Origin of the sequence: Legionella wadsworthii DSM 21896 = ATCC 33877, from assembly GCF_000701265.1 — a bacterium.
Taxonomy (GTDB): Bacteria; Pseudomonadota; Gammaproteobacteria; order Legionellales; family Legionellaceae; genus Legionella; species Legionella wadsworthii.
The window spans coordinates 28,040-41,083 of the sequence record NZ_JNIA01000022.1 but is presented as its reverse complement, the minus strand read 5'-3'; the positions used below and the strand labels follow the sequence as shown (position 1 = coordinate 41,083).

Below are 13,044 nucleotides of genomic sequence, written 5' to 3'. Positions count from 1 at the left end.
ATGTTATATATGATCTGATTCGTCTTTTATTGCATCGGCCTTTGTTTTATGAACAGTTTTGTCCTTATGGTGAGGTGGCGAATAAAGAGTATAGAGTTTTAATTCTTCGGTATCCGAGCTATTAGTAATATTATGCTGAGCTCCAGCTGGAATTATTATTGCATCACCATCTTTGATCATGTATTCCATATTATCTATTACAACTGTTCCTTCACCTTTTTCAATCCTTAAAAACTGATCAACTATCTGGTGTACTTCCATTCCAATATCTTCTTTCGGTTCAATACTCATGACAACTAATTGGGTGTGCTGCCCGGTATATAAGACTTGCCTGAAATTAGTATTAGTTAGCGCTAATTGTTCTATATTTTCTATGAATCCTTTCATAATATTGTATCCTTGATTGAAATAAGTTTAGCGATTAAAAAATTTCTGCCAACTATCAACATGTTTATCTGACTGGCTTTCTGTTTATAAAGATTAAGTTATTTAAGCATAAATGCTTTTATTGGATTATTAAGATATAGCTAATTAGATTATTTTAGTTCAAATTTCAAAGCTTGGCTCGTTCTCATGCATGAATGTGCATTGGCTTAATAATATCTTAAGTTTGATGATGAAGGAATCCATCTGAAAGTGACAAACATATAGGGAAAATTATGTTAAAGAAATCGGATTCTCTTAACATGATCAAATTTAAATCTTTAGGTTGTGGATATTAGTTAATCAAAAAATTGAATCGCTTGCATCGTTGCTCTAGCAATTCGAGATATTTTTCCTGCATCGATTGAGATAAAAAACTGAAACCAATCAGTTCTTGCCATTTTGGTATCACCTGATAGAACTCTTGTAAGATCCCATCGATGACCTTCTGGTTTAATCCTAATTTTTCGATGGCAAAATATTTAAGAAAATCACTCTTTGTTAAATTATTTTTTTTTCCATTTAGAGGTAAAGCCAGCTCTTCTTTGGTATTTTTTTGAGCGATGGTTGAATTAAGTAAATCGTAGGCTGGTGATATGGAAATTTTTCTATCCTTAGTAATCAGGGAAAAATTTTTTAGATGCATGTCTTCATTGCCGACCAGGAAGTTAAACAACGTCAGCTTAAATAATTTCACGAATTCAATTTTTGGGAATGTACAAAACTGCTGTATGACTGTAATCACTTTTTCCATAGAACTTTTATATTTTGTATGTCGATCTTCACCGGATAGCTGTGCAAAATCTTCTAAAGCTAACTTTTTATTATGGCCTATTCTATCGAAGCGTTTAATGAAGTAAGTGAAACTGTTGTCTTTAGAATAAACCAAGCCATGAACCGGAACTTCGAGGCCTATAGTTTTTGCAAGGAACATTGTAATGGCTTCATTCTCAGGCAATTCTCGATAAATATCACTCTGTGGTTTCAAAATATAATGACCATATTGATCAACAATTTCAAAACACCCCTCTTTAATCTTTAGTTTGGCACTTAGTTTCTTTTGGACGCCCTGGACAGACATTTTCCCTACTCGAGCAATTGCTTCCTGGCGCTGCTCATCAGCACTTAAATCTAATGGACTAAGGTTTTTTAATTGAGGAGAAAGCATATGCAATCCACGTTGCGAATAGCTTTCCTGGTCACTGATTTTTTCATATGTAATAGGACAGTGTTTCATCTTATTTCCTCAATAGTCACTGCGCCTACAACATCTTGGCCCACTAATATCAATTGGCTAAAGTAGTCATTTTTATCAATTTTATATTTACGTAATAATGCTTCAAGCATAATGCCTTCAGGTAATAAACCTTCAAAAAAGGGGGGAAATCCATCAAAATGATAGCTCTTGTTTATTAATGGCATCGTGAGGGAAACAGGGGAGCCCTGATAATCATCAACATAAGTAAATTGATAGGATCCACCCTGTAATTCTTCTAATATCCCAGCTGTAATGCCATTCACTGATACATATGCTTTTCTCATGTAATATTATCCATTGTTTGAGGAAATGGCGTTTCAAATTTCATTTGGATATTTAAAACATCGAACACTTTTAGCAAAGTGTTCAAGCGCACCGATTCTTTGCCTTTTTCTATATCATAGATAACTGTTTTACCGACACCGGCTAATCGGGCTAAATCTTGCTGCGATAAGCCGCTTTGTTTTCGGTAGTAATGAACTAAATTGGCAATCTCGTGTGTAGGCATGGAACACCCTAAATTTAATTATATATTACTGTTATAGCAGTAAAAATTAGATTAATAAATTTATTATTGCATTTATTTGCATTAATTCGTCATAAAATACTGTTATGGCGGTAATTTCATGTGATTTCCTTTTTTTTGCTATATTTAATTTATTTAATTCATGGAAATTACTGTTATCGCAGTAAGATCTGAGAAAATATTAAAAGTAGTTTAGGGCTCGTTCGTTAGATTACATGGGTATTAAAATTGAGAGGTCAAATGAAAATAGTGGGAACTCTTGCCACTGCTGTATTCCTAGCGTCCCCACTTCATAATATGCTGGTGGGGGTAAATGGGACAAAAGGACTTTATATTCAATTAGCGTTATTTAAATCCAGTTCATCCTCAAATTGGTGAGCCTGAAACCTGTCACAACATTTATTAACCAAGACCGTTGCCAGTCAAGTTAAAAATCAAGTTCCAGAGTTTTATCAATAGTTACAAAGAATCTATAACAAAAAGAATCTATAACAAACAGAAGGAAAAAGCTTTACTTCATAATCGTTGATGCTATTAATTTAATTTAAGAATGTCCCCTATGCCCCAACTGTCCCTTTTGTCCCATATAATTGTTAATATCTTCAATAAAATCTTGTTTTATTTTAGAAATATTAGAGTGGTTTACCCCTTTACAAGAAAATGGATTACTTGCTAAAGAAATAATCCTGGTATCCAAAATCTATGTATACAGATCTTTCAAGGATTTACGCAAAGCTTTATTTGGGCATTACGGAAGGGCTTCAGTTCTATTTGATATCTACATTGCGTCTACATGACTTTTTCGAACTTTCTGAAAACTACTCGTAACTACTTGATTTTATTGGTGGGCCCACTAGGACTTGAACCTAGGACCAACGGATTATGAGCCCGTCAATTTAAAAATAAGTAATTGATTTTATTATAATTTTAATCGCAGGAAACCACTACAAATGTCCTACGATGTATAACAGTGTCGTACTCAAATACGCAAATTCCCCACAGTCATTTTTATATAGAAAAAAGATCTTAAAGGCAAATAATTTTTGCCTCACGCAATATAATCTAGTAAATTAATTTTACTATTCTTTACTAAGTTAATGTTATGGTAATGGAGCATTTAAGTTAAAGAAGCGAAAAATCAGTATGGATAACAATGCAGTCAAAATGAAAGCTATCGCAATTGGTAGCTGGTTCTGGTCATGAGAGAGTGCAACCAGACTGCTTGAGCCAGCTCCTCCGAGAATTTGCATAAACCAAATAAAACTCCTGCTGTTCCCGCTATTTTAGGAAAAGGTGTAAGTGCACCTGCAGATGAGTTGGGAAAGACCAAACTTGAACCCATCATAAAAAGAAGAATAGGCATTACAATGACAGCAGTATTAATATATCCAAATAGATAAAAGAGCAACATCAGTAATCCAGCGACAAGTTGTGATGAAAAACCAATATTCATCATACGTTCAATCCCCGCTTTTATGACGAATTTCATATTCAAGAATCCACCTAAAGCAAATCCAATTCCAGAAAAAATATAAATCCACCCAAATTGAACAGGAGTAAGTCCTACTATTTCCTGTAAGACAATAGGAGCTTCTGTAATCCAGGCTAAAATTCCGGCATAAGTTAACAAGGGGCATAATGAAAATCTTAAAAAAATTGGGCTTTTAAGTAAGATTTTTGTATTCATTATTATCACTTTAATCTTAAAGTTATCTTGGTGATGAAATTTACTGGTTTCAGGAGTATTAAGATAAAAAAAATAGAGAATAAGAAAACCATAAATACTTAAAAATAAAAAATTATATCGCCAGCCAGCATATTGTTGAATATATCCCCCCAAGATTGGGGCTGTTGTTAAAATGACCACAGTTGAAATCGCCAAATAGGAGTTATAAACCGCCAATGTTTCTTTTTCAAAAAGATCTCGTAATATGGGCCGTGCTAATGAGTAGCCAGCGCCCACGCCCAAACCTTGAATAAATCGACCAAGAAATAAAAGATAAATATTAGGAGACAACCAACAGATTAAACTGCCAATGAAATTAATGGATAAACCAATTAACAAAGGAGTTCGCCTGCCAGATAGCAATAGTAAACTGAATCCAGTTTATATTTACAGAAAGACTTTGTGCCATGCTTGGCAGGGAGGGTAGATATAAATCAGAGGTTACCTGGCCTAGAGAAGAAACCAAAAGAATAATAAATAATAGACCTATACTATGATTTATTTTCTTTGTTCCATCTTCTCCTTGATTCATTTGGCTTCCTATTTTTTATTTCAATTATCCTAAGACTGAGTATTAATTGAAAAACAGCTTTATCGTATTAAAAGCAATGGTATTTTAGTTGTATGAAGCATATGATTTGTAGTACTACCTACAAAAAACTGACGTATTCGTGAATGCCCATAGGCTCCCATAATTAACAAATCAATAGATTGTTCTTCAATATAGGAACTCAGAGTAGACTCTACTTGCCCTTCCAATAATGAAGCAACTACATCGATTCCCGCGTTCTTTAATTGTACTTGAGCTGAACGGAAATCTTGCTGATAACTCGATTTATTCACCATCACTAAATGGCATCTTAGGTCTTGCAATAATTGACAGTTTTTAATAATGCTGTTCAGCACTGTGTACGCAGTCTTGCTGGCGTCAAAAGCAATCATTACTTCCTTTGGCTGTTTAAATTCAGGAATCGTTACCAGCATCGGGCAATGTAGCGTATGGATAATCGCATCTAATTGGCCTCCTATTTGTGAGGTTTTTTTTCCCGATTGCTCTACTTTCCGACCAATTACAATCAATGCGGCTTCTTTTTCAAGTTCCTGGAGTATTTCAATAAGGCTTCCATGTCGTTGTAAACAAATAGCATCTTTGGTGTTATCAGCAACCACTCGGAGGAGTGCCTCTTCTAAAATATGTTTTCCTTGTTGTAGTGAAATTTTATTACGTTGTTCATCAATGGTAGCTAATTCTTCCAATAATTTTTCACGGCTACCCAGGCCAATATTGCCTGTAAGATTCGGCTCAGCTACTTTTGATGGATTTTCCAATGCATGTAAAAGGGTCAATGGCTTGTTTAATTTAGTACTTGACCAAGAGGCCCAATCACAGACTGCTGTTGATGATATTGATCCGTCAATGCAGGCAATAATTCGATTTGACATGAGAGACTCCTTATCTCAGTGACCTTTCATTAATTTTTCAAGTTCTTCGGGTTTGTCATGTACACCAAAGCGGTCAATTAGTGTGGCCGTGGCTTCATTCATGCCAATTATCGTAACACCTGTGCCTTCTCGACGAAACTTAATAACTATTTTATCAAGCGAAGAAACAGCGGTAATATCCCAAAAATGGGCGTTAGTTACATCGATAATAATGTTATCCACCCCTTCTTTGAAGTCAAATGATTGCATAAATTGTTCTGATGAAGCAAAGAAAATTTGGCCCAGAACTTTGTAAGTTCGAGAATTATTCTCAGCATCAAAAGCGGAGTGAACTACAATAAATCGCCCCACTTTATTGGCAAAAAACAACGATGCGAGTAATACACCAATAAAGACACCATATGCCAGATTATGAGTTGCAACCACTACCAGCACGGTTGCTACCATGACGATATTTGACGAGAGGGGATGTTTCCTAAGATTTTTTAAAGAGTCCCAGGAAAATGTACCGATTGATACCATAATCATCACTGCTACTAAAGCAGCCATTGGGATGCGTGAGACCCATTCACTTAAAAAGACCACCATGAGTAGAAGTACAACACCAGCAGTTAGAGTGGATAAGCGTCCTCGGCCACCGGATTTGATATTAATAATGGATTGTCCAATCATGGCACAACCAGCCATTCCACCTAGAAATCCAGTAACAATATTGGCTACTCCCTGTCCCTTACACTCCCTGTTTTTATTGCTGGGTGTATCTGTTAAATCATCTATAATTGTTGCCGTCATCATTGATTCCAGAAGTCCAACTACTGCAAGAGCCAAAGAGTAAGGGAAGATTATGGATAATGTTTCAAAATTGAATGGGACTTGCGGCCATAAAAATACAGGCAATGTATCAGGTAGTTTACCCATGTCACCCACTGTGCGAACAGGTATTTCAAAGAGTATAAAGAGAACAGTTAAAATAACAATACACACTAAAGGTGATGGGATTGTTTTATTAAGATAAGGAAATAGATAAATAATTATTAGCCCACCAGCTGTCATAACATAGACATGCCAAGAGACATTCGTTAACTCAGGTAATTGTGCTAAAAAAATGAGTATACCCAGGGCGTTCACAAAGCCAGTGACCACTGAGCGTGACACAAAACGCATTAAACTACCTAGTCTCAAATAACCGGCAATTATCTGAAAAATGCCAGTGAGAAGTGTCGCTGCCAGCAGATACTGCAAACCATGTGCTTTGACCAAGGTAACCATAAGCAATGCCATAGCACCTGTAGCAGCAGAAATCATTCCTGGACGACCTCCTACAAATGCGCTTACTACAGCGATGGAAAAAGCAGCATAGAGCCCTACTTTAGGATCTACACCTGCAATAATTGAAAAGGCTATTGCCTCAGGAATCAAAGCTAAAGCAACAACAATACCTGCCAATAGGTCTGCACGAACATTGCCTAGCCAGTCCTGACGTGTCGAAGTAAATAACATATAAAATTTTGTCCTGTTCTTTGGTGATAGTAAGAAAATATTAATTTACTAAATTGGTTAGGGGTATTTTAGTAAGTAAAAAGATGTTTCCATTGATTGAAAAGGTGGGGAGTGGCTAAGGCGGCGTAACGAACATATCTCTCAAAATAATCTTTAGTTGACTAATAAATAGTCGTACATTGTATAGAAAAACATAATAAATCACAAGCTGCTGATCAAAGGCATGAAAATAATATAATCTAAGAGATAGAATCTTTGAATGATTGCTCTTGCTGAATTGAATTTTCTGAAAACAAGCGTTTTCTCAGCCAAAATGCAACATTCACAAGTAAAATAAGAACAGGTACTTCAACCAATGGCCCAATGACCGTTGTAAAAGCAATGGCAGAATTTAGTCCGAACGTGCCAATTGCTACAGCAATAGCCAATTCAAAATTATTGCTTGCTGCGGTGAATGAAGCAGCTGTTGTTTTTTCGTAGTTCGCACCTATAACTTTTCCCATTAAAAAACTGATAAAAAACATGATTACAAAATAAATCGTCAGTGGAATAGCAATGCGAATTACATCAAATGGAAGTTGTAAGACCATAGATCCTTTCAAAGAAAACATTGCCAGAATTGTAAACAGCAGGGCGACGAGGGTTATAGGAGAGATTTTTGGTAAAAAATTGGTTTCATACCAATACAATCCTTTTTGTTTTATCAATACAAAGCGAGTTAGAAAACCAGCAAAAAAAGGAATCCCAAGATAAATAAAGACACTTTCTGCAATAGTCATGAAATTGATGTGAACTATTTGCCCAGCCAAGCCTACTAGTGGTGGTAGAACTGTGAGAAAGAACCAGGCATAGATACTAAAAAACAACAGTTGAAAAATGCTGTTAAAGGCCACCAGGGCTGCAACGTACTGATTATCTCCCTCAGCAAGCTGATTCCAGACAATCACCATGGCAATGCACCGTGCCAGACCAATGAGAATAAGTCCCGTCATGTATTCGGGATAACCATGCAAGAATAACGCAGCAAGCCCAAACATGAGAAATGGACCAATAAGCCAATTTTGAATTAAAGACAACAATAGAATTCGCCAATCTTTAAATACCAGCGATAATTCTTCATATTTAACCCGATCTAAGGGAGGGTACATCATTAAAATCAGCCCGAGCGCAATGGGAATATTGGTGGAACCAATAGATAAGGAATTGATGAATTGGGGTGCTCCAGTAAAGAGTGAACCTATCCCAACGCCCGTGGCCATGGTCAGGAAAATCCAAAAAGTTAAATATCTGTCTAAAAAAGAAAGACGTCTGGTGCTGCATGTGCTCATGACAGCAACTCCTTTTCTATCCGTTGTTTCAGTTGGCTAAATGCTTCTTCAAATGCGGCATTAATTTGAATTTCTGAGCCTTTTACTTTAGCTGGATCAGGAATACTCCAATGGAGTTTTTGGGGCTGTCCAGGGAAAATGGGACAATTTTCGCTAGCTGCTTGGTCACATACTGTAATCACTAAATCAATAGACTCTGACTTAAATTCATTCCAGGATTTACTACGAGGCGCATTTGGGTTTATACCATGATTGGTAAGTGTTTCTGCTGCTTTGGGATGTACACTTCCAGTCGGAGCGCTACCTGCACTGAAAGCCAGATAGCGTCCATTGGAGTAATGATTGGTTATAGCTTCAGCCATAATAGACCGACAGGAATTACCAGTATAAAGAAATAATAATCTTATCGGTTGGGTATTCATCAGCCACAACATCCAGTTGTTTTTGTATCACAGCAAGAGGTTGCTGTGCTTTTTTCTGGCATGCAACAAACGCTTTCAGTTGTTTTTTCACCAGAAAAAAATTGAGCATCTTCCATAGTATGATAAGCCTCCCATGCGATTCCATTCGGATCATTGACCCATGATTTTTCTGATTTAGCATAACAGCAGGTTGTTTCACCATCGCTATGAGTTGAAATATTAGCTTCTGAAAATTGTTTTCTTAATGTTTCTAATTCAGCAGCATCATCTACTTGAATACCCAAGTGTTCTACCCCATGCTTGCCAGCACGTGTTGAGATTGCAAAATTGATGCGCGGATCGTCCAGCATCCATTTGGCATAATCTGATTTCTCTTTGACAGGCTTGCTTCCAAACAAAGCATTATAGAAACGGATGCTATCAGCAAGATTATTAACACCGATATGAATATGAAAACGTTTCATGATTTACTCCTTTGTAGAAGGACAACAACTATTTAATTCAATAACCAGACAATTTTTTGTATCAGGTTGCTGAATCTTGACTTGTTGTTTGCTGCAACAATCCTGAACCATAAAGGCGATAAAATCGCGCATTAACTCAAAATTGGCTGAATAAAAAACATAACGCCCTTTACGGCAAGAGGTGACAATTCCAGCATTTGATAAATGGCTTAAATGAAATGACAATGTATTGTGTAAGATACCTAGCCCATCACCAATTGCGCTTGCTGATAACCCTTCAGGTCCTGCCTGAACAAGCAATCGAAACACTTGCAAACGGGTTTCTTGCGAAAGGGTATCAAATATTTTTAGAGATTCTTTTATGTCCATAACTCTAGAATAGTAGAATTATTTGATTTGAGCAAGTGATCTTTGTGTATCTGCCTGGTGTTGTTTCCATGCATTTAGTGCAATTTTTCATTTTATTTGACAAGTAAAATTATTTTTTATAACTTAGGCAATAACGCTTTTCCTAAGCGAGCCCCCTTCCAGTGCAAAACTCTTAGAGAGTAGGAAATTCGATTTTTATATTTAGAAAAATAAATATTAGGAAGGGAGTGTTTATTTTTCGTTAATATGAGGATCGAAATGATGTCTTTTTCTAAAAGTATTCCTTCAATAACATCTCTTAAATTATCAGCAAAAAAAATAGCTTCCACGAAAAATATTCCACTAAGCCAAGCGCTTGATCTTGTTGCCAATGAATACGGATTTACTCATTGGAGTTTGCTGCATAAATATTTTAAATCAGTACGCATGAATAATGTTGAATCCATTTGGAAATCATTTCTTCCTGGAGAAATGTTATTGTTATCCGCGGCTGAGGGTGCAGGAAAACTCTCTTTTGCTCTTAATCTGGCTTTGTATGCAGCACAAATAAAATTACCAGTTAAATATTACTCTATGCATGTTAATGCATCCTTCATTTTTGAGCGTTTAAATAAAATTTCATGTCAAAATTTAGAGTGTGATTTGCAACAAGACCAATATATGGAAGTAGAAGAAAAATGTTTTGATCAAAATACTTTAATAGAAAAAATTAAAAAAGATAAACCTGGTTCTTTATTAATTATTGACTATTTACAAGCCATTGTATCTCATGGAGAAATAGATCCATATCATGATTTTGTTCGTGAATTGAAATTAATTGCTCAACAGCATACCTTGAGAGTATTAATACTCAGCCAAGTCAATCAAGAAGTTAATTTGGAATCTCTGGAATATATTGCTGGTGGAGGTTCAATCAGTAGACATTTCGCCCACGTGATTCATATAGAGCCACAGCAACGTGAAATTGAAAGTGAGCGAGAAGTCGTTTTGGTTAAATCAATACATTACCAAAAGCAAAAATCGCTCTTGCAGTTTAATAAAGAGAATTATCGCTTCGTTTAATCATTTTTATATGGAAAGGGTAATCAGGATTATCTGCTACCTCTATTTAATAAATCCAATTGATTATGATTTACTTTGCGTATTAAACGTTGTGTTTTCTCCCTATAATTTATTAGTTCTCTAATTTAAAGAAAATTCTTAAAGTCCTAAAGGATGACATCCCATCCTTTGACGGATTGTATATTAATAATTGGAGGACTAAAGTCCGCTGCTTCTAATCATTAAGTGTTATATAAAACAAGAGGTTATTTATCTTCAAATAATTGGTGATGTAATTTTTGTGGGGCATATTCCCACAAAATTTATGCCATTTATTTTGGGTTAATTAGAGATGTTATGTTCTAACTTATTGAATTTAAAGAATTTTGTTGGTGGGCCCACTAGGACTTGAACCTAGGACCAACGGATTATGAGTCCGCTGCTCTAACCAACTGAGCTATGGGCCCGGAGAGGGTGTCATTTTAAACTTAAATTGCTTTATGTTCTAGTTTTTTTTGTGATTTTTTTGGAGATTTTCTTTTCCTGTTTAAGAGAGGATAGGAAAAAAGAAAATAGGATCATAAACCTATTTTCTTTCTCTTTCTAGCTGGATTAACTAACCTTCATCACCTTCGAGGAAGCTTCTCAGTTTCTCGGAACGAGATGGGTGGCGTAGTTTGCGTAGCGCTTTGGCTTCAATTTGGCGGATACGTTCACGTGTCACATCAAATTGTTTGCCCACTTCTTCTAGTGTATGGTCGGTATTCATTTCGATACCAAAACGCATGCGCAGTACTTTGGCTTCTCTGGGTGTTAAGGTTTCCAAAATCTCCAGAGTTGCTTCGCGTAGTCCTTCTGCGGTGGCCATATCTATTGGAGATTCGATGTTGTTGTCTTCAATAAAATCACCCAGGTGCGAATCATCATCGTCACCTACCGGGGTTTCCATAGAAATCGGTTCTTTGGCAATTTTTAAGACTTTACGAATCTTGTCTTCACTTAATTCCATCTTTTCAGCCAATTCTTCAGGTGTTGCTTCTCGGCCAGTCTCTTGGAGAATTTGTCTGGAAATGCGATTCAGCTTGTTAATTGTTTCGATCATGTGTACCGGAATACGGATGGTACGTGCCTGATCTGCGATAGAACGAGTAATTGCTTGGCGAATCCACCAGGTTGCATAAGTAGAAAATTTATAACCGCGACGATATTCGAATTTATCGACTGCTTTCATCAAACCGATATTGCCTTCCTGAATCAAATCCAGGAATTGTAACCCTCGATTGGTATATTTTTTGGCAATCGAAATAACCAGGCGTAAGTTTGCCTCCACCATTTCCTTCTTGGCACGACGGGCTTTAGCTTCACCAATTGACATTTTACGGTTAATGTCTTTAATTTCCGAAATCGTTAAGCCATATTCCACTTCAAAGGCGATCAACCGTGCCTGGATGCGCAAAATTTCCTCGGTATAATCCTGGATACGCTCTAAATCAAGTTTTTTCCCATGTTTGGCAACAATGGTGCTAAGCCATTCCTGATCGGTTTCCTGACCTGGGAAAGTATCAATAAACAACTTGCGGGGAATCCGCGCTTTTTCAATACATAAACGCATGATGCCGCGCTCAAATTCTCTAATGTGATTACGCAGCTGACGGAAATGACGCGTTAAACGATCAACCTGTCTGGAAGTGAGTTTAAGTTTTAAAAAAGACTCAGACATGGCTTCTAACGCTTTCAGGGTTTTCGCATTTTCTCTGCCAAACTCTTTTAAAGCAACCATTGCTTTTTCATAGGTTTCGCGTAATTCATCGAAATATATTTTGGCTTGTTCTGGATTGGGGCCATCATCAACCTCCCCAAGGCCGCCGCCTTCACCCTCTTCATCTTCTTCATCATCTAACAGCAGTTCACCTACTTGCTGCTCTTCATCCAGCATGGAACCAATACTCGCAGCAGGAGCGATCTCCTCGTCAACATCAGCAAAACCACTGATAATTTCGTTAAGACGGATTTCTTGCGCGTTAAAACGATCATAATCATCCAGTACAAGCTGAACAGTTTCCGGATAATGAGCCAAAGCTTTAAGTACCTGGTATATGCCTTCTTCAATGCGTTTGGCAATGCGAATTTCGCCTTCACGGGTCAACAACTCGACGGTACCCATTTCGCGCATGTACATTCTTACAGGATCGGTTGTCCGACCTGTTTCTTTGTCGACAGAAGCAAGTACCATCGCTGCTTCTTCAATGTCTGGTACTTCTTCTGTATTAAGCAGAAGCGCCAATTCATCCTCACTGGGCGGCAGTTCAAACACTTTGATGTTCATGCCTTCAAGCATGCTGATAATGACATCAAAATGTTCTGTGTCGACAATATTAGGCAGCAAGTCATTGATTTGACTGTAAGTCAAATAACCCTGCTCCTTGCCGAGGCTAATGACTTTGGTTATCTGTGAGCTTTGCTGTTCTTGATCATTTATGGTCATACGCACTTCTCTAGGGACAATTGGATACAATCCTAAAAAAAACAATGGAATCTACAGCA

The 13,044-nt window shown here is 36.9% G+C and carries 14 protein-coding genes and 1 tRNA gene; 1 reads left to right on the top strand and 14 read right to left on the bottom strand.

The genetic code is table 11. The features are described from left to right. Window positions 1-3 precede the first annotated feature (3 nt). The 12 genes from BU07_RS0100780 to BU07_RS0100725 form a co-directional block, all read right to left on the bottom strand. The gene (locus BU07_RS0100780) at window positions 4-387 is read right to left on the bottom strand and encodes a cupin domain-containing protein (RefSeq protein ID WP_031562669.1); all 384 of its coding nucleotides are present in this window, start codon (window positions 385-387) and stop codon (window positions 4-6) included. A gap of 331 nt (window positions 388-718) precedes the next feature. Beyond that, window positions 719-1,660, bottom strand: a complete 942-nt coding sequence (locus BU07_RS0100775) for a lpg2370 family Dot/Icm T4SS effector (protein ID WP_031562667.1) — start codon at window positions 1,658-1,660, stop codon at window positions 719-721. Then, window positions 1,657-1,965 carry a HipA N-terminal domain-containing protein gene (locus BU07_RS0100770; RefSeq protein WP_031562665.1) on the bottom strand — a complete coding sequence of 103 codons (309 nt, stop codon included), beginning with the start codon at window positions 1,963-1,965 and terminating at the stop codon, window positions 1,657-1,659. The genes BU07_RS0100775 and BU07_RS0100770 overlap by 4 nt, the downstream gene beginning before the upstream one ends. Next, complete coding sequence (locus BU07_RS0100765) at window positions 1,962-2,189, bottom strand: helix-turn-helix transcriptional regulator (RefSeq protein WP_031562663.1); 228 nt, start codon at window positions 2,187-2,189, stop codon at window positions 1,962-1,964. The genes BU07_RS0100770 and BU07_RS0100765 overlap by 4 nt, the downstream gene beginning before the upstream one ends. Window positions 2,190-3,378: 1,189 nt before the next feature. After that, entirely contained in the window at window positions 3,379-4,272 is an 894-nt protein-coding gene (locus BU07_RS16585; protein ID WP_051635429.1) for an MFS transporter, read from the bottom strand. Next, entirely contained in the window at window positions 4,250-4,465 is a 216-nt protein-coding gene (locus BU07_RS17335; protein ID WP_051635428.1) for a hypothetical protein, read from the bottom strand. Before BU07_RS17335 ends, BU07_RS16585 begins: the two co-directional genes overlap by 23 nt. A 59-nt stretch (window positions 4,466-4,524) precedes the next feature. Further along, window positions 4,525-5,376, bottom strand: a complete 852-nt coding sequence (locus BU07_RS0100750; protein WP_031562661.1) for a universal stress protein — start codon at window positions 5,374-5,376, stop codon at window positions 4,525-4,527. Between the two features lie 15 nt (window positions 5,377-5,391). Further along, window positions 5,392-6,876 carry a SulP family inorganic anion transporter gene (locus tag BU07_RS0100745; RefSeq protein ID WP_031562659.1) on the bottom strand — a complete coding sequence of 495 codons (1,485 nt, stop codon included), beginning with the start codon at window positions 6,874-6,876 and terminating at the stop codon, window positions 5,392-5,394. Between the two features lie 239 nt (window positions 6,877-7,115). Next, the gene (gene arsB / locus BU07_RS0100740; RefSeq protein WP_031562657.1) at window positions 7,116-8,204 is read right to left on the bottom strand and encodes an ACR3 family arsenite efflux transporter; all 1,089 of its coding nucleotides are present in this window, start codon (window positions 8,202-8,204) and stop codon (window positions 7,116-7,118) included. Further along, the gene (locus BU07_RS0100735) at window positions 8,201-8,626 is read right to left on the bottom strand and encodes an arsenate reductase ArsC (RefSeq protein WP_031562655.1); all 426 of its coding nucleotides are present in this window, start codon (window positions 8,624-8,626) and stop codon (window positions 8,201-8,203) included. The genes arsB and BU07_RS0100735 overlap by 4 nt, the downstream gene beginning before the upstream one ends. After that, window positions 8,626-9,090, bottom strand: a complete 465-nt coding sequence (locus tag BU07_RS0100730; protein WP_031562653.1) for an ArsI/CadI family heavy metal resistance metalloenzyme — start codon at window positions 9,088-9,090, stop codon at window positions 8,626-8,628. The genes BU07_RS0100735 and BU07_RS0100730 overlap by 1 nt, the downstream gene beginning before the upstream one ends. 3 nt (window positions 9,091-9,093) lie before the next feature. Then, window positions 9,094-9,459, bottom strand: a complete 366-nt coding sequence (locus BU07_RS0100725) for an ArsR/SmtB family transcription factor (protein WP_031562651.1) — start codon at window positions 9,457-9,459, stop codon at window positions 9,094-9,096. A 258-nt stretch (window positions 9,460-9,717) separates the two neighbouring features. Here BU07_RS0100725 and BU07_RS0100720 point away from each other — a divergent pair, with 258 nt between their 5' ends. Next, window positions 9,718-10,521, top strand: a complete 804-nt coding sequence (locus tag BU07_RS0100720; protein ID WP_162173971.1) for a DnaB-like helicase C-terminal domain-containing protein — start codon at window positions 9,718-9,720, stop codon at window positions 10,519-10,521. Between the two features lie 369 nt (window positions 10,522-10,890). Here the strand turns inward: BU07_RS0100720 and BU07_RS0100715 are convergent. Both BU07_RS0100715 and rpoD read right to left on the bottom strand, forming a co-directional pair. Continuing rightward, window positions 10,891-10,967 (bottom strand) — tRNA-Ile (locus BU07_RS0100715). Between the two features lie 149 nt (window positions 10,968-11,116). Then, a complete protein-coding gene (gene rpoD / locus BU07_RS0100710; protein WP_031562646.1) occupies window positions 11,117-12,985 on the bottom strand; it encodes an RNA polymerase sigma factor RpoD in 1,869 nt (622 codons plus the stop codon). Window positions 12,986-13,044: the final 59 nt, after the last annotated feature.